General features: G+C 44.7%; 12 protein-coding genes. 5 read left to right on the top strand and 7 right to left on the bottom strand.

Annotation, left to right across the window (positions count from 1 at the left end):
* Positions 1–204, bottom strand: a complete 204-nt coding sequence (locus QUB39_RS08600; RefSeq protein ID WP_333056096.1) for a hypothetical protein — start codon at positions 202–204, stop codon at positions 1–3.
* Between the two features lie 49 nt (positions 205–253).
* On the opposite strand from QUB39_RS08600, the gene QUB39_RS08595 reads away from it, so the two are divergent.
* The 4 genes from QUB39_RS08595 to QUB39_RS08580 all read left to right on the top strand — a co-directional run bounded on the left by QUB39_RS08595 (position 254) and on the right by QUB39_RS08580 (position 4,703).
* On the top strand, positions 254–583 hold the full coding sequence (locus QUB39_RS08595; protein WP_333056095.1) for a hypothetical protein: 330 nt from the start codon (positions 254–256) through the stop codon (positions 581–583).
* 618 nt (positions 584–1,201) lie between these two features.
* Complete coding sequence (locus tag QUB39_RS08590; RefSeq protein WP_333056094.1) at positions 1,202–2,995, top strand: N-acetylmuramoyl-L-alanine amidase; 1,794 nt, start codon at positions 1,202–1,204, stop codon at positions 2,993–2,995.
* 112 nt (positions 2,996–3,107) lie between these two features.
* The gene (gene murI, locus QUB39_RS08585; protein ID WP_333056093.1) at positions 3,108–3,968 is read left to right on the top strand and encodes a glutamate racemase; all 861 of its coding nucleotides are present in this window, start codon (positions 3,108–3,110) and stop codon (positions 3,966–3,968) included.
* 180 nt (positions 3,969–4,148) lie between these two features.
* Positions 4,149–4,703 carry an NYN domain-containing protein gene (locus tag QUB39_RS08580; RefSeq protein WP_006635267.1) on the top strand — a complete coding sequence of 185 codons (555 nt, stop codon included), beginning with the start codon at positions 4,149–4,151 and terminating at the stop codon, positions 4,701–4,703.
* A gap of 572 nt (positions 4,704–5,275) precedes the next feature.
* On the opposite strand, the gene QUB39_RS08575 is transcribed toward QUB39_RS08580, so the two are convergent.
* From QUB39_RS08575 to QUB39_RS08560, 4 genes are all read right to left on the bottom strand, one after another.
* Entirely contained in the window at positions 5,276–6,979 is a 1,704-nt protein-coding gene (locus QUB39_RS08575) for an NAD(P)/FAD-dependent oxidoreductase (RefSeq protein WP_333209504.1), read from the bottom strand.
* Between the two features lie 251 nt (positions 6,980–7,230).
* The gene (locus QUB39_RS08570; RefSeq protein WP_333209502.1) at positions 7,231–7,422 is read right to left on the bottom strand and encodes a hypothetical protein; all 192 of its coding nucleotides are present in this window, start codon (positions 7,420–7,422) and stop codon (positions 7,231–7,233) included.
* Between the two features lie 84 nt (positions 7,423–7,506).
* Positions 7,507–8,253 (bottom strand): hypothetical protein, encoded by a 747-nt coding sequence (locus tag QUB39_RS08565; protein WP_333209501.1) that lies wholly within the window; start codon positions 8,251–8,253, stop codon positions 7,507–7,509.
* A gap of 113 nt (positions 8,254–8,366) precedes the next feature.
* Positions 8,367–8,585 (bottom strand): hypothetical protein, encoded by a 219-nt coding sequence (locus tag QUB39_RS08560; RefSeq protein ID WP_333209499.1) that lies wholly within the window; start codon positions 8,583–8,585, stop codon positions 8,367–8,369.
* Between the two features lie 168 nt (positions 8,586–8,753).
* Between QUB39_RS08560 and QUB39_RS08555 the strand changes: the two genes are divergently transcribed.
* Positions 8,754–14,684 (top strand): AAA family ATPase, encoded by a 5,931-nt coding sequence (locus tag QUB39_RS08555; protein WP_333056089.1) that lies wholly within the window; start codon positions 8,754–8,756, stop codon positions 14,682–14,684.
* A gap of 259 nt (positions 14,685–14,943) precedes the next feature.
* Here the strand turns inward: QUB39_RS08555 and QUB39_RS08550 are convergent, their stop codons facing one another.
* Both QUB39_RS08550 and QUB39_RS08545 read right to left on the bottom strand, forming a co-directional pair.
* A complete protein-coding gene (locus QUB39_RS08550; protein WP_333056088.1) occupies positions 14,944–16,131 on the bottom strand; it encodes a glycosyltransferase family 2 protein in 1,188 nt (395 codons plus the stop codon).
* Positions 16,132–16,722: 591 nt separating this feature from the next.
* Positions 16,723–18,354 carry a polysaccharide biosynthesis protein gene (locus QUB39_RS08545; RefSeq protein ID WP_333056087.1) on the bottom strand — a complete coding sequence of 544 codons (1,632 nt, stop codon included), beginning with the start codon at positions 18,352–18,354 and terminating at the stop codon, positions 16,723–16,725.
* Between the last annotated feature and the right edge of the window lie 145 nt (positions 18,355–18,499).

Below are 18,499 nucleotides of genomic sequence, written 5' to 3'. Positions count from 1 at the left end.
TTATTTATTGGCGACAATTTCCCAGACGCTAATCCGTTGGCGGTACTCGCGGAGCTCGATATATCCGCCTCGGTTATAGCGTCCGCCCCCTTGTCGCATTTTAGGTGGACGACTCATGGAGCAAAGTAAGTCTCCGTCTTTCTGTGATGTCATGTATCTACTGTTATTGATGGTTGCTTCTTTGAGAAGCTCAGAGATTGACACAATCACCAAGATAGTGTATCTTCTCTAACTGGTAGTACAGATCCAAGTTATGCAGTTAGTCGAAAGGCAAGTCATTAAACCAAATCACAGGTTTTACCCAGAAGCCGATCGATTGTCTTTGCTGTCCAACAAACTTTACAACTGCGATAACTACTATATCTACGGTCAAAACTTTTTCTCAGGTCAACCAACCAATGCTCTGGCTGTCGATCGAACACTCAAAAAGAGTCTAAAGTACAAAGCATTGCCGGCCCAAGTAACACACAAAACTCTCCCGTTACTGCTGAAAACATGGACTAGCTATCATAGTGTTAAATTGGCGGGCGCGATCGCGATCGCCCCACTAAGTTTCAAGCAGCACCGAAAATCCCTGATTTAAAAAATCAGAAAAAAAAGAGTAGGGGCGATATGTAGTTGTATTTAACTGTCAATGTGTTAGCAAAAAAGTTAGCAAAAAAGCTTTTTCCAAAAAAAATGTTAGTTTGTCTGGGACTAACATTTGCCGGTATTGAAAAGTTACCTAAATCTTGGAAATCCGGATTGTTGTCGAGGTAAGTTGTTAAGTTATTGAGGTAGTTTAGGAAAAGTTAGAACAAAACGCAAGTGTAAAGCGGATTATAACCCTAGCCGTAACGATATTCGCCAACATTAAAGAGCTATGAAACCCCTCCCTGGAAGAAAGGTAAAATTCTACCTTCTAACTTGTACCTTCTAACTTCAAGAAACACCTTGTCTCTTGCTCCTAAAAATAAATACCTTCCCTTGTGTCCACAATCTTTCAGTCTGCTTATAACCGATCGCCCCCAAGTATACGGGAAAGTTCAAAAATGCCGGTATCTGGCATTTTGGAGCCTGTTAACGCATAAAAAAGTCAATTTAGCCAACAACTGACGGCCCCCGTGCCCCCGGTCTGCTGGCGGCTAACTGCTGAAAGCCTCTGAGGGCAAGCAGCGCCCTTCCAGCTTTTGGCAGTAACGCAAACGAGGAAAAAACTGTCGTGAAATTCCACTGGCTACTACCGAGTTTCTTAAGTGTATTTTTGCTCGCCGGAGCCGCCGAAGCAGCTAGACTGCAATCTTGGCGGTTTGATGCTTCAGAGAACCGGCTTTACATTACAACAGACGGGGGAGTACAACCCAAGGCTCAACTGATCTTCAACCCGATGCGGTTGGTAATCGACTTGCCGGGGACGAGTCTGGGTCGTCCCTCGGTCAGCAGACCGCTCTCAGGAGCGATCGAATCGGTGCGGGTAGGGCAGTTTGACAACGATACGACCAGAATTGTCGTCGAGATCAGAGACGGGTTTACCATAGACCCTCAGCAAGTAAAATTCCGGGGTATTTCTTCGAGCGAATGGACAGTGGATTTGCCAACGCCGGTGCGGGCAGAAACTCAAAATCCGATTTCAGAGCCAGGGGGAGAAAGGTTATCGGTTGAACCTTCAGCATCCCAAGCCGAGTCAGCCCAGGCGACTGTAGTTCAAAACGTTCAGGTGACGGCGGACGGTTTTTTAGTCCGCACCCAGGGCCGTCGCCCCCAAATTAATTTTGAACAAAGTCGCGCTGGGGACATCGCTACCCTCGATATTGAAGGAGCTACTTTAGCTCCGGCCCTAAGCAGCCAACAGCCTCAAACGAACGGTCAGCACGGGGTTGACAAGATTGAAGTCCGGCAACTGCCAACAGACCCGCCCGTTACCCGCGTGACTTTGCGGATGAAGAGTCCTAATACTCAGTGGCGGGCGTCTGTGAGCAATTTGGGCGGGGTTGTGCTATTGCCTGGAAGTGTAGTACGACAGCCCTCGGTTCCCCGCCGCCTGACTGTAGACCCTCCGGCTAGACAAGCTCAAGGAAATTTAGCGAGAGTTCAGTCAATTGATTTAGCCAGTAACGGCACCCAACTGGTGGTGAGAACTGACCGCCAAGTCTCCTATAGCAGCGGGTGGGCTCAGGGGTCGAGAGCTTACTGGATCAGGATCGCCTCTAGTTCCCTGGCGGGGGAAATTCCTCAGCTCGATGCCAACAGTCCTGTATCGTTTAGTGCCAGCCAAGAAGATGCGGAGACTGTGGTGATTTGGGTGCAGCCGCGATCGGGGGTAGAGGTAGGCAGGGTGACGAGGCCGAGTCCGCAGTTGCTGTCTTTGCAGTTGCGATCGTCGAATGCTAGCGCGCAGCCTTTGACTCGCACTCCCAATTTGCAGCCTTTGCCGAGAAGGACTTTCGGAACCGATGATTTGCCCCAAGCTTCTAACCGCCGCGCCGTAATAGTAATCGATCCCGGTCACGGTGGCCGCGATCCGGGGGCAGTCGGGATTCAGGGCATTCTGGAAAAGGAGATTGTTTTGGATATCTCGCTTCAGGTGGCGAGGCTGCTGGAACAGCAAGGGGTGCAGGCGGTGATGACTCGGACTGACGACAGGGAAATCGACCTGGATCCCAGAGTTTCTTTGGCGGAACGGGTGAATGCTACTTTGTTTGTCAGCATTCACGCTAATGCGATTAATATGAGTCGGCCGGATATCAATGGGATTGAGACTTATTATTTCAATAACGGCCAAGATTTGGCCAGGGTGATTCACGCCAGTATTTTGGAGGGGACGGGGGCGAATGACCGCCGAGTGCGGCAGGCGCGATTTTATGTTTTGAGGAAGACTTCTATGCCTTCTGTTTTGCTGGAGGTAGGTTTTGTGACGGGTGCTGAGGATGCTGCTAGGCTTTCTGACCCAGCTTACCGCAGTCAAATGGCGGCTTCGATCGCTCGCGGCATTTTGCTTTATCTTCAACAAAGATAATGGGCTGTTGACGGTTGACGGTTGACGGTTGACGGTTAACTGTTGACTAATACCAACTGCCAACTGCCAACTAACAACTGCCAACTGCCAACTGACAACTAACTATTGACAAATGACAACAGACTCTGGACAACAAAGAATCGGTATTTTTGACAGCGGCGTGGGCGGTTTGACTGTTTTGACCCAGTTGTACCAACAATTGCCCAACGAATCGATACTTTATTTTGGAGATACCGCGAGGCTGCCTTACGGCACTCGCACCCCGTCAGAAATTGTGGAGTTTGTCCGCGAAATTATGGCCTGGTTGGTGGAACAGGATGTGAAAATGGTCATTATGGCCTGCAACACCAGTTCTGCTTTGGCGATGGAGATGGTGCAGGCTGAATTTGATATCCCGGTGCTGGGAGTAATTCTGCCGGGGGCGCAGGCAGCAGTGCAGCAAGGCAAGCGGATCGGGGTCATCGCAACTCCTGCTACGGCTGCTAGCAATGCTTATCGAAATGCGATTTTGGAGATGGACGATTCTTGCCTGGTGTGGCAGGTTAGCTGTCCGGCTTTTGTGCCACTGGTGGAGCAAAACCGGATTCACGATCCTTATACTTGTGAGGTGGCTAGGGAATATTTGGCTCCTTTGATTCAGCAGCGCATCGATACGCTGATTTACGGCTGCACTCATTATCCGCTGTTGGCTCCTGTGGTTCGATCGCTTTTGCCTGCTGGGGTGACATTGATCGATCCTGCGGTACGGGTGGTGGCGGCTGCAGCCAGAGAATTGGAGCTTTTGGGGCTGCGAAATCCTGGTACGGCGCTACCGACTCGTTTTTGCGTGAGCGGCCCCCCGCAGCAGTTTGCTCAGTTGTCGGTGCAGTGGCTCGGTTGTACTCCTGCTGTTGAGAAAATATCCCTGCCGACAGTTGTACGTAGCGAAGCGGGGCGTAAGCCATCGCCCGTCCCACTGGAATCTGCCGAATAATCCGGAAAATTTATAGATGAATCTAACCCCCCAAAACTCAGGTAAAGCTGGCTCTGGGGGGTTTAATTATTGCGATGTAACCTAGCAATTACACATCAATAGGTAATATTATTGAACAAAAGCTTTGATGAACAATGCAAATAATGTCCTATACGTGCTGGAGCTCTTCAGCCTTGAACCATGTCACCCTATGTATCACAAGCAGTTTTACTTGTAGACGGCTATAACATAATTGGACTTTGGCCTCGACTCCGAGAGAAGCGCGATCGCGACGAACTCGAAACAGCTCGCCGCGAGTTGATTGAGGTTTTAGTTAACTACAGCGCCGTTCAAGATTTTGAGGCCAGGCTGGTGTTTGACGCCCACTATCGAGATACTCCCGGCGTTAAAGAAATTATTACTAAAAATTTATCAGTGCACTACACTGACTTCGGTCAGACAGCAGATACTTATATTGAAAAATCTTGTGCTAGTTTGCGCTACGAGTTGCGATCGGTCAAAGGCAAAGGCCGCATGATTGTCGCCACCTCAGACCGAGCGCAGCAATTGACCGTAGTCGGCTACGGTGCCGAATGGATGTCCGCCGAACAACTAGCGGCTGACGTAGAATCCACCGCCCGCCGCAGCGAGCGCCGACACAAATCCCGCAAACAAAATTCCAGTCGCTTTCTCGCCAGTTCCCTCGATCCAGAATCCCAGCAGCGCCTCGCCAAGTTGAGAATGGGGCTGCATTAGCTGCTGAAACCCGCTCCCTGTCTGACAAAAAAAAAGTTTCTCAAAGGCCTTGCCAAATCGAGGAAGTTCAGCTATTGTTAGTAAATGTGGGTAACAAAAACCCCCAATCCTCGGTAGCTCAGTGGCAGAGCGGTCGGCTGTAATGAATGCAAGCCTTTGGTATCAACCAAAAGCCCTAGTGACATAGCAGCTCTATCCGGTAACGGATACTGAAAAATCGGGTGAATTCAAGGAAACCGCAGCACTTCGGGTGGCGGCAATCTTGAGCCAAGTCTGGCGAAAGGCAGCGGTTACGATCGCAAGTAGCCGGAAAGGTGCAGAGACTAGAGATGAGGAGCCTAACCAATAAATCTCATAGCGCCCGACATCCGACGACAAATCACAAACATGATTTGTAGGGATGATGAAATAGTCCGCCCCCTTCGGAAACGTTGGGATAAGTGTAACCGATTGGTCGTAGGTTCAAATCCTACCCGGGGAGTTAGTAAAAGTCTGAAGTTGGAATTTTCCAGCTTCAGACTTTTTGTTTTTAAGACTTGAGATGGTTTGGGGTCAAGCTTTCTGGTAGCGCCTTAATTCACATCCCTGTGAGTGTGAATTAACTCACCTTCCATAGGTATGGAAATATTCAACTTAGACAACTCCGGGTTTAATATCGCCTTGACAATACCAGAACTCACCATCACCTCCAAACAACCAAGGGCTTGATGAAGAGCTACTCGTGCGTGTTGCACAGAAAAACGTTCCTTAAACAGCAGTACCAACTGCCGATAAATTTGTTCAATGTACTGAGTGCGGCCCAAAATGTCAATCAGCAAACCATATAAACCTGTAACAGGCAAGCGCTGACCGTTCTTCACATAACACTTGATCTTGCTAATTTGACCAGCATCATAAACAGCTACAAACTCGACTTCCGCATCCAATAAATCTAACTGAAACACATTGTATGCCGAAAGTAGCCACGGAACCTCCTGCTGCGAGAAGCGTTGCATCACCTGTTTCATAGAACCCAAATCAAATCCAGCAATCACAGCTTGACCCAAAATATCATTCGTGAATCCGCCTTGAGCCAACCACTGAAAAGCTTTTTCCGGGCTTAAATTCAACCCAGAATCCCGCGCGATTTCCCTAGAATGCTCTTGTAAATCAGTGAACTGACCGTTAGCAGCGTACCAGTAATCCGCGAACCGAATGTGCTTTTTAACTCGGCTGCGCTGATTGTGATCGTATTGAGTTTTCAGCCAGTTAGCCTCGTGCTTCTGCTGCTCTAGTTCCAAAATTGTGTAAGCGACTTCACGGGCACCTGTGTGAGCTAAAGTCATGCCAGCAGCTAAAATTGGATCGGCAAAACCAGCAGCTTCTCCGACCAAAAACCAGTTTTCTCCTACTGTTCTATCAGCCAAAAATGACCAATCTTTTGTAGTTTCAATCTTTCCGGTACTGGTAGCATTAGCGATTAACTTGCTGATGCGGGGTTCGCTGTTGAGTGCTTGAGAATATATCTCCTCTGGCCGCTGTTTCATCTGCTTGTAATGTTCCGCAGGGCAAATAAAGCCGATACTGGTGCGAGTGGGGCCCAAGGGAATAAACCAAATCCACCCGTGACTCAAACTCATTACCTGTACGCGGGTGCCACCAACGCCAATTTTATCGGCCCATTCAGCGTTTGTCCAGTAGTCCCAGATAGCGATATTTTGCAACCGCGTCGGGCAGTGTGTTTCAATTCCTAAAACTCGCCGCAGCACGCCGATGTGGCCGGAGGCGTCGATGTAGTAGCGGGCAGTTATTTGTTCTTGCCGCAGGTGCAGGGTGGTAATGCGATCGCCCTCTGTATCTACTTTAACAACGGGGGTTTCTTCTCTTACTAAACATCCCATTTCTTCCGCGTGACGCAGCAAAATTTCGTCATATTTTGCTCGATCGACTTGGAAAGCAGTTTGCCGTCTCTGTCCCTCAAATTTAGCAGGACGCCGCTCATCTTTAAACTGTTCAGGCTTGATAAAATTAAAATCCCAAGGATTTGGATCTGTTCCCCAGCGATAGGTAGCACCGATTTTAATTGGGAAGTCGGCTGCTTCTACTTTGTCCCAACATCCCATTTCTTGAAGCACATCACTAATTTGAGGCAATTGACTTTCCCCAACGTGATCGCGAGGGAATTTTTCTTTCTCTAGGATTAGCACGCTCAGATTGGGATTGTATTTCTTGATCAGAGTGCCAGCAGTGCTTCCAGCGGGGCCGCCGCCCACAATTACAACGTCGTAATGGCTCATATCACAGAGAAATAGTAGATGCGAATTTTGGGCATTTACGAGAAAAATGTCTAACTATTCAGCCTCCAAATGAGCTAGGCTGAATAGTTATTTTCAACAGGTTTTATCTGAGATGTTGCACCATTCCCAAGAACTTGTAGGGGCGGGTTCACCAACCGCGTTAAATGGTACAAACAGGTTAAGTAAACCCGCCCCCACCCACGAAAAAGCCCCAATTAACATTAGTGCAACCTTTCAGTTTCCAACAGATTTTATCCCACTACTTTCTCATCTTCAGCTATGGGAGAAGTGTGAGAAATATCCAAATTCTCAGTCCAAGTGTGAGCAATATCCAGATTCTCAGTCCAAGTGTGAGCAATATCCAGATTCTCAGTCCAAGTGTGGATCAAATTCGGTTCTAGTTCATTCACGATCGTAGAAGAATTGCTGTTAAGTTGTGACATGATAGGTCTCCTTGTAAGTAATAGACTTTGTCTAATTCTAAGATCGATCTGGTTCTAAAAGTACCAAATTTTACATCTCGTAAGCTACGCAGCTTTTAAAGGTTGCAAAATCTCGCGGGGTTCGGTAAAAGGTTGGTCAAAACTATGGGTTTTTGCATAAACCAGAAGTTGATCGATCTGTTTCGTGAAAATTTCAAACAAATTTTCAACTATCTCAAAAATCTCTTGACGGCTCTCAATAGTCAGTGGTATGTTTTTGATCGATTGCTCAACATCCGGCGTCCCTGTAGTATGACCTGTTTCCACATCCAAATGAAAACAGCCAAAATAGATAAGCTCCTTTTTAGTAATTGATTGGAGTTCTTCGGCAATTGATGCTGTCGCTGACAAGAACACGTTACCCGATGCTTCTACCACTTCCAGGATTGCTAGCTTAGTGATTGGACTGGCTCCAAAAGCGTATCGAAAAATTTGATATGTTACCAACCGTGAAGCTTTTAGTTGTTCGCTCCAGACAAAATTCAAAGCATCGCTGAACTTCAAGGATTTGTTATTAATACCCAGTGTTTCCATGTCGGCCAAAAACCACAACCAGTGATGATCGTCTTCGTAAGTATGATTGTTGATCATTGCCTGAAGAGGATCGTTGGTTGGTTCTTCTCGGAAAATAGACTGGTTCAATTCACCAAAACTCATTGCAAAGTGAGCAATGCAGGGAGCGAAAGCTAGGCGTTGTCTTGGGTCTATGCTTTTGTCTCGCATAAACTCAAATAGCTCTGCTTTAGCAAATTCTTGCTTCTTCTTTTCAATCAATTCTAGGACTTCTTCCATTGTGATGCACCTGATTAATGAATCTATAGGCTAGTAACTTAATCACGACGCAAATGTGATTTAAATCAATAATTGTTGTGTTTGACATCACGTTTAATTATGTTCTCGATCGCCTAAACCTGCGTTTTCGTCCTCCGGGCGTCCCCTTCGTTGTTGGTTAGCGGACTCAAACGTTGAGCAAAACCTTGAGTATATAAAAATTTGTCTGTCATGTGTGCGATCGGCATCACAGAATTTGTTACAATATGGCAATTAACTGGGTGAGGTGTCAGACCGTACATGATTAAGTCGGAGTTCAAACCAGATGTTTGGCTGTCCGCCCGTCCAGACACTTTCAAAGTTTAGGCATCTCGCTATCTAAAAAATCCCTGAGTAATTACTTAGGTTGTAAGGTATCCCCAGTTACCAAATTTACAAAAAATACTTAGGTATAGTTCGCCAGAGATTCGATCGATATCAAGCGCAATGTTTACTAAAAATTTCGTCACAGAATAAAAGCCATGAATACACTTCCCGGTTACAAAATCACAGAAGTTGTTCAACTTGGTGTGAAGTCCATCATTTATCGCGCTGTCAGGGAATCTGATCGAGCGTCAGTCATTATTAAAACACTCAATACCGAGTACCCTACAATAGAAGAAATTACCCGTTTGAGACATGAATACAAAATTAGCTCGAATCTCAAACTCGAAGGGATTGTCAAACCCCATAGCTTAGAAAAATATAACAACAGTTTCGCTCTGATCTTAGAAGATTGTGGCGGTCAATCTCTCAAGCACCATCAAGCGGGTAAAAGCATTAAACTTCAGAAATTTTTGCCACTAGCTATTCAAGTGGCTCAAACTCTCGGAGAAGTGCATCAAAATCAGATTATTCATAAAGATATAAAACCCTCAAATATTATCATAACACCAGATTTCAAACAAGTAAAAATTACCGACTTTAGCATGGCGACGCGCCTATCGAGAGAAGTCCACCAAAATAGCAATACTATGGTGCTAGAAGGCACTCTAGGCTATATATCCCCAGAGCAAACTGGTCGGATGAACCGAGACCTCGACTACCGGACTGACTTGTACTCTCTAGGCATCACCTTTTATGAAATGCTAACAGGAGAGTTGCCTTTTAATTCAACCGACCCCTTAGAATTAATTCACAGCCACATTGCGGTGACGCCAGTTCCTCCCCATCAACTAAACAATCAAGTCCCGCAGATAATTTCATCCCTTGTCATGAAACTACTAGCTAAAAATGCCGAAGACAGATATCAAAGTGCCTTTGGAGTAAAAGCAGACCTGGAAAATTGTCTAACTCAGCTACAAACTACTGGCAAAATTGAAAATTTCATTCCAGGGACACTTGACAAATCTGGTCAATTTTTGATTCCCCAAAAACTCTACGGTCGCACACAAGAAGTCGCTGATTTGATGGCATCATTCGAGCGAGTCAGCTTTGGGAATACAGAGATGGTGTTGGTAAGCGGTTACTCAGGCATCGGTAAAACATCAGTTGTCAGTGAAATCCACAAACCAATTGTCAGGCAGCGGGGTTATTTTATTGCTGGGAAATTTGACCAATTTAAGCGGGATATTCCTTATGCTGCAATAACTCAAGCGTTTGAGTCATTGATGCAGCAGTTATTCACAAAAAGCTCAGAAGATTTGGTAATTTGGAAAGAAAAGCTTTTGTCACGGCTGGGTAATAACGGTGCAATTATTATTGATGTTGTTCCTTCAGTCGAAATAATCATTGGTTCGCAGCCTTCTGTTCCCAAATTGGGGCCGACAGAATCTCAAAATCGCTTTAATCGATTGTTCAAAGAATTCATGAATATGTTTGCCCGATCCGAACATCCATTAGTTCTATTTTTGGATGATTTGCAGTGGGCAGATTTAGCTTCCTTAAAATTGATTCAGGAATTAGTTACTGACCTGGATAGCCGATATTTTTTACTGATAGGAGCCTATCGAGATAACGAAGTGAATTCGACTCATCCGTTAGTTCAAACTGTCGAAAATATTCAACAGACTGGTGCTGCAGTGCATCAAATTATCCTCCCATGTTTAGATTTGAGCAGCGTCAATGAGCTAGTATGCGATACTTTGGGTAATCAAACTGAAAACTTAAAGTCTTTGACGGAGTTAATTTTTAATAAAACTGGCGGAAATCCATTTTTTCTGACTCAACTTATTTCAACTATTCACTCTGAACAACTATTAGTTTTTGATTTCACTATTGGTGCATGGCAGTGGGACATCACGGAAATTGAAGTCGCTGGTATTGCAGATTACAGTGTCGTTGAATTAGTTGCTCGGAATCTGCAACAACTGCCGGGGGAGACGCAGCAAGTATTAAAATTAGCTGCTTGTATGGGCAACCATTTTAATTTAGAAAATTTGGCAATTGTTCGGGAAAAATCAGGCTCGGAAACGGCGGCAGATTTATGGGATGCACTTCAAGCTGGTTTAATTCTGCCAATGAGCGATGCTTACAAAATTCCGATGTTTGATGAGGAAATCGTGAAAACACACCGAAGGGGCGGGACGCCCATCCCACAAAACAATCAAAATCATCCCGCAATTATGCAACGCTCAATTGATTACAGGTTTTTGCACGATCGCGTACAGCAAGCCGCCTATTCTCTCATCCCTGACTCCGAGAAAAAACAAACTCACTTAAAAATCGGCTTCATGCTATTGCACGGCCGGCACGGGGGCACCGCCCCTACGGCATCGGAGATAGCAGAAAATATCTTTGATATTGTCAACCAACTCAATATCGGGGTGGAATTCATCACAAATCAGGAACAGCGAATTGAACTAGCTAAATTGAATCTCATAGCAGGTAAGAAAGCTAAGGCTTGTGCCGCCTATCAAGCAGCGCTAAAATATTTTAATGCAGGTCTAGAACTTCTACCCGATGGGGTTTGGCAGAGTCACTACGATTTAATCATGGAAATCCATTCCGAAGCACTGGAAGCTTCCTATATAAATACCGATTTTGAGCGCTCATTTTACCTATCAAATGTTATTATGTCCCGCGCCAAAAAATTGCTAGACAAACTCCCCGTTTATGAGCTAAAAGTTATTTTTCACTTCAATCAAAATCAAGCCCAAGCTTCGATAGATATAGCTCTAGAAGCTTTGAAAATGCTGGGAGTGTACATACCTAAAAATCCACAAAGACTCAATATTTTAATGGAGCTATTTCGCACAAAACTAGCTTTAAGAAATAAGCAGATTGAGGATTTATTACAACTGCCACCAATGACTGACCCTAATAAAATTGCGGCTATACGGATTTTAACGAATATGGTTCCGGCTGCTTTTATAGCATTACCCGATATGTTCCCACTGATCGCTTTTAAAATTGTTACTCTTTCTCTTAAGTACGGGAATACGCCACTATCTAGTGTTGGGTATTCAAACTATGCTTCGCTCCAGTGTGGGGTGTTAGGCGATATGGATTCTGGATACCGATACGGTCAAATGGCTCAGGCACTTTTAGAACGATTCCACACCAACTTGTACAACTCTCAAATTTCACTAATTTTTAATGGTTTTATCCGTCACTGGTCTGAACACGTCACGGAAAGTCTTAGCGGTTTACTTGAGGGTATTCAGAGTGGACTGGAAACGGGAGATGTCAACAATGCTTGTTATTGTGCTAGTTTTTACAGCAATTATATATTTTTGAGTGGGGAACCTCTGGAGTCGGTGGAGACTAAGCAGAGTCACTATATTCAAATGTTGGTGAATTATAAGAATGAATTTATGATTTATCAAGCCAGAGTTGGATCACAAGTTGTCTTAAACTTACAAGGTAAAACAGCCAATCCTTGCCTATTGACTGGCGACAATTTTAATGAAGAAACTATGCTACCAAGATTAAGAGATGGTCAAAATAATCTGGTAATATTTCTAGTACATTTGTCTAAGTTATGGCTAAATTACCTATTTAAAGATTATGCAATATCTGCTGAAAATGCCATTATGGCATCAAATTATTCTGAGGCTGTGATGGGCATGATGTATGTTCCCCTCCACAATTTTTACTATTCCCTAGCACTCTTAGCTTTGTATCCCACAGCTTCAAAATTTGAACAGAAAAAATACTTAAAAAAAGTTGCTTCGCTTCAGAAAAAAATGAAGCATTGGGCTGTGAAATCTCCGAGGAATTATCAGCATAAATATGACTTGGTAGAGGCAGAGAAAGCGCGAGTATTGGGACAATATGAAAAAGCTGCTCTGTATTACGATCGAGCAGTGAAAGGAGCTTCGGAAAATGAATACATCCACGAAGAAGCGCTAGCCAACGAACGCGCGGCAGAATTTTATCTGGCTCGCGGTCGAAACAAAGTGGCTCAGAGTTATCTAATAGATGCTTACTACGGCTATATTCATTGGGGAGCAACCGCCAAGGTCAAACATTTGGAGTCAGAATATCCGATTTCTTTACCCCCTGTATCGGCAGGAAGAGCCAGCGGAGATCGAACTATTACTAGCACTAATTATAGCACGAGCAGCAGTCACAGCAGTTTATTGGATTTGACAACTGTTGTTAAAGCATCTCAAGCACTAGCTAGTGAAATTGTGTTAGACAAGTTGTTAGAAAAATTAATGAAAATGGCGATCGAGAATGCTGGGGCACAAAAAGGTTTTCTGTTGATGCCCAAGGCAGGCAAATTGCTGATTCAAGCAGCGGCATCGGTGGAGTCTTCCGATGTTGCAGTTGAACAATGCCCTAGAGTATCTCCTGCAGATGTTTTGCCAATAACCGTGATTAATTATGTTGAAAAAACGCACTTAGATGTAGTTTTAAGTCAGGCTGCTAGAGAAGGTCTATTTACAGACGATCCCTATATTAAAAGGCAGCAAGTGAAATCTGCGCTTTGTACTCCTATTCTGAATCAAAGCAAACTCGTAGGTCTCCTTTATCTGGAAAATAATTTAGCTACTGAAGCGTTTTCTCCAACTAGGTTGGAAGTTTTGAAAATACTTTCTTCCCAAGCTGCCATCTCTCTAGAAAATGCGGTACTTGTTGCTAATTTGTCGGAGGCTAAGGAACAGTTGGAGGATTATTCCCGGACGCTGGAGGTGAGAGTGGAAGAGCGCACGCAGGAATTAAAGACTAAAGAAGCTAAGCTGCAAGAAGCTCAAAAACTGGCGCACCTAGGCAACTGGGAATTTGATTTGGAGGGGGATAAATTAACTTGGTCGGAGGAAGTATTCCGAATTTTTGGCCTTGACCCTAAACTACCAGAACCGACTATTTTAGAACAGAGGAAGCAAATTCATCCAGATGACCTAAAGTTGTGGTTAGAGGCAGTAGAGCAGATTAGTCTATTAGGAAATCCTTGCGATTATGAGATGAGAATTTTGCGCGCTGATGGAGCTGTCAGATATATTTATCTTAAGGCGCAAGCTATTTTTGATGGCGGTAAGGTGATTAAGTTATTTGGGACGATACAGGACATTACGGATCGCAAGTTAGCGGAGGATGCTTTGCGACTGTCTGAGGGGCAATTGAGAGAAAAAGCGACACAATTAGAAGTTACTTTGTCCCAATTACGCTCGACGCAGACTCAACTAATTCAAACTGAAAAAATGTCTTCTTTGGGACAGTTGGTGGCGGGGGTTGCTCACGAAATTAATAATCCGATTAATTTCATTTATGGCAATGTTCTCCATGCTAGCGATTATAGCTCGGAGCTGCTGGGATTGATTGAGCTGTACCAGGAGTCTTACCCGAATGCTAATCCTGAGATTGTTGCTAGAACAGAAGATATTGACCTGGCTTTTATTCAAGAAGATTTGCCTAAAATTCTAAAATCAATGCAGGTTGGGGTCGATCGCGTTCGCAATATTGTGCTGTCGCTGCGGAATTTCTCACGCCTGGATGAAGCCGAGATGAAACCAGTGGATGTTCACTCCGGGATTGATTCGACTCTGCTAATTTTGCAGCACAGGTTGAAAAAGGATGCACTCGGACATGGGGTTGAGGTAGTTAAAGAATACGGTCAACTGCCGAACGTAAATTGTTATGCTTCTGGGTTAAATCAGGTGTTTATGAATATTTTGAGCAATGCAATTGATGCAGTGGAGTTAGGAGTTGGGCGACCGGAGACAACTGCCCAACTAGAAAATCCTTTATCTCCAATTTTTGAGCGAAGGATTAAGATTCGGACTGAGGTATGCGACCTAAACTTGGTGAGAATTTATATTGCTGATAATGGTCGGGGGATGACGGAGGAAGTACGATCGCGAATATTTGACCCTTTCTTTACTACAAAAGCTGTGGGAAAAGGTACTGGTTTAGGGTTGAGTATAAGTTATCAGATTGTGGTAGAGAAACACGGCGGGAAGCTAATGTGCTTTTCCGCGCCCGGTGAGGGGGCTGAGTTTGTGATTGAAATTCCCGTGAAGCAGTGAACTTTTTGTAAGGATCGTCAATTAAATAATTTCCCTTTTTTCTTGTGGGATGGGCCTAAGAGCCCGTCCTTTCTGGGCGGGCTCTTAGGCCCATCCCACAACAGTCATGAAAAGTGGATTTTATTTAATTCTCATCCCTAAGTTTTTATATATGTTTTTTTAACCGCCGATAAACGCCGATGAACGCAGATACAATTATATCTGCGTTCATCTGTGTTTATCTGCTGATATCTGGGGTTAAAAATTCTCAATTTCAATATTAAACATCGCGTTCTGTCCGCACCCATTTAGTTTGCCGCTTCAGGAGAAAACCTAGATACAAAGGGATTTTCCAAAGGATGTAAAAAGGTACAGATAAGAGAGTTGAGCCAGAAATATCGGCACGCCCGAATTTTGCCCAAGCGCCGACAATTGAAACTAAAATCAGCAATCCTTGTACTGCTAACAAGACGGCGGGAATTGAGGATGTTCCCAAAATTGCTGCTAGTAAAGAGGTGGCAAAAGCAGCTAGCCAGATCGCGACTAAAAGCGATAGGGGAGGGACGGATAAGTCGAGGGCGATCGCCAATAAGTCAAAACGTTTTTGTTCGACTGAAGCTGCTGTCAGCCGGGGAGTTTGAGTTAACAATGTCTGTATGTGACCGTGTTCCCACCTGGTTCTTTGACTTTTAGCTGCTTGCTGCTGCTGTGGCAAACAGCCGGTGACGTTGGCTTCGGGGCAGAATACTGTTGGGTGTCCGGCGATCGCCAAATCCAAACTCATCTGCATATCTTCAACAATATTACTGCTTGCTAGGGACACCGATCGAATTATCGACCAGGGAAAAGCCATGCCAGTACCTGTTAGTAATGATGGGAATCCTAACTGTTTTAATCCGCTGGGACGGACTAAGTTTTTCACAAGAAATGCTAAAGCAGAAATGGAATCTTTGGGAGTAGGATTTGGTGGCTGTTCCATGAGATAAGTTGCTTGCACTGGTCTTTGTTGAGCAACTGCAACCCTGGCTAATTTTTCTATAGAGTCTGGCCCACAGATGCAGTCGGCGTCAACCATGATGACTACTTCTGGGGGGTCGGATTCGATCGACTGCAAGCCAAAATCCAGTGCGTATCCTTTGCCCTTGCGTTGTGTGTCTTGGCGCTCGATCGCACTTGCACCGCAGTTACGGGCGATTTCTGCCGTGGCGTCCGTACAGTTGTCCGCAATCACTAAGAGGCGGTCTTGAGGTGTTAGCTGTGGCAATATGGTGGAGATGGTGGCGGCAATTCCTGCTGCTTCGTTGTAAGCGGGAATTAAAACTGCTACTTTGGGGCGGGGCGCTTTAGTTTCCGCTGTCTCGCCCTCGCCGGACAAGAAAGCTGCACTGCATTCTAGAAATAGAACTGCAACGGGAATTAGAAGGATCAGGGCGATCGCCAATAGCACAACATCAATCAATAGGAACATTAGCTGATTAATTTCCACAATTCTAGTACCTTAATTTAATTTTATTTTTTGCGTTCATTGAGTGTATTTAATCTTATTGCATCTTTGTTAACTCACTGCGCCACGCTATCTAAAGTATGATTATATCATGCCCGCCAACAATCACCCTTCTCACATTTGTTGTGAGAACTTAAGTCCTCCTAAAAATATTAGGACTAGCCTCCTCACTAAAAATTAATTTGATTGCGGTTGTGCGGTTTCCAGTAAGATCATATCATGTCAATTCTGACAATGTTAAGTCACTCAATTTAATTAAACATCAAACAAGCCCAGACTGGAGAAACCCGGTTTCAAAAAGAAACCAGGTTTCTACGTGTTCTATTTTTAATCCACTAAACACTTAGTCGATGTTTAACATCAAATCCGGTTGCAGGGGAATAATAAAATCGAGTCAAGAGTTAACACTTAACCATTCAGTTTTTAGACCCATCCTTCAACAGTCAACAGTCAACAGTCAACAATCATTTCGCTCGTGCAACCGGAATTGATATAACTCATCCCCTGTGGGTGGGAACTCAGGAAGTAATCTCCCAACTCAAAACTATGTTCAAGCTACGCTGCATCGCGGATAGCAACAGGTTCAGATTTTTTGGTGGTGAACTGTGCGGGGGGTGCAAATTCTCTTAGATATCTCGATATCGATCGCAAATATCCCACTTCTGCTTGAATCGAATCCAGGGTAGAAAGACTCTCAACTAAGTCATCAAACTCATCTGCCGTAACTCCAGCATTGTGCAAGACTTCTTGGCTAAGTCGCCCGCAAATTCCTTGCAGGAGGAGTTCGATAATCTCGCTATAGTCAGCGATTTCTGTTCCGTAACCTTGCAATTTCTTGGGATTGATTCCCCACTGCAAAATCTTCAACAAGTCTTCAGGCGCACTCCACGCAAAAGAGGAAGCAATGACTTCTTTTTCCGCTGCGACAAGAGCGTGCTTGATTTGCACTTCGGGGAAATCTGGATCGATGATTAAGCTTTCCAGCTTTGAAACTTGTTTATCTAATACGGGCAAAGAAAAAGGAGCTAATTCTACACTCACCATGTCGCCAGCATCGTTAACACTTCTAAAAGGATCTTCCAAGACATTAATTAGGAGGTGAATGTCTGTAGGCTTTTTCCAGTCAAACTGTCCTAGGAAAAACGGTTCTTCATATCCCGGCAAAAGTCCTTGAAAATAAATCGGCAGATTTTTGCCTGATTCAAGAATTTTATAAAGAGCTACTTCCAAGGTTTCTGTCGGCCAACCGAGATTACTTACTGCGACAAACTTCAGTTTGCCGGGAACGGACACAACCAAAGAATTCAGCAATAAATGTACGGCTTCGACCAGATTTTGAGCAGTTACGTAACGGTGGGGAGCGTGAACGTTGACAGTTTTACCTTGCTCTACTTTTTTGGACATTTGCTCGCAGAACAAGCTATTTTCCAACATATGGGTAAAGCGAACCATCCCGTAAGTGACATCTCCTTCTTGAGCTGCTTTAGCAAATTGCCATTCGGCAAACTTTTTCGAGGCGGCGTAAACTTCGGTTGTAAAATATCGAGATGTTTTGCCTGTAGAAGAGAAGATGCAATGTTCTACGCCGTATTCTTCGCAGAGTTGGATGATGTGTTTACATCCTAACAGGCTGGTTGTAACTGTTTCTCGGATTTTGATTTCAGCTAGTCCGGGTTGGCGTTGGGCTGCTAGGTGAAAAACAATTGCTGGTTTTTCTACCTCAAATATGTGTTTGAGCGCGTCGAGGTTGCGAATGTCGGCGGCATAGAAAGTTACAGCACCTTCTCTGGTAAAAAGCGGGAGATTTTCTTCGGGGTTGTGACATCGGGCGTTGTCTGCGGAAATGATTTTAGTTGCGCCTAATTCGAAGAGTTTTGCGATTAAGAAACGACCGACACATCCTTCTCCACCGGTGATGAGGATGGTTTTTCCTTTGATTTGGCTGCTGCAGGCGGATGCGTATAGGTGAATAGTGCGATCGCGCACGTCGCTAAAAGGTTCGCTTTCTAATTGTCCGTCTGCTTGATAGGCGGAGATTAGCTGTGCGGTGAGAGTTTGTAAGGCCGCGAGGATTTCAGGATCTTGGGGTTCCGGGGAACCGGGGCGAACTAGCTGCTGGATGCGATCGATTATTTCCGCTTTGCTGGCACCTTCAAACACTTCTCTTTGGTTAAATGCACTCTTCACTTTTTTTTCTCCTTTAAATTCTAGAAATACCCTTGCTGATAAGCGCGTTGTTAAACAAATTTTCGAGGAACAGAATCTTTAAAATTCTGGTGGGTTTTAGGATTTTTTCGACGACGAAAAGCTAGTTAATGGGAAAGACACGCGA

Source organism: Microcoleus sp. AT8-B5 (assembly GCF_036705565.1).
Taxonomy (GTDB): domain Bacteria; phylum Cyanobacteriota; class Cyanobacteriia; order Cyanobacteriales; family Microcoleaceae; genus Microcoleus.
Note: the sequence above shows the minus strand (reverse complement) of the source record. Positions and strands in the feature narration are given on the sequence as shown.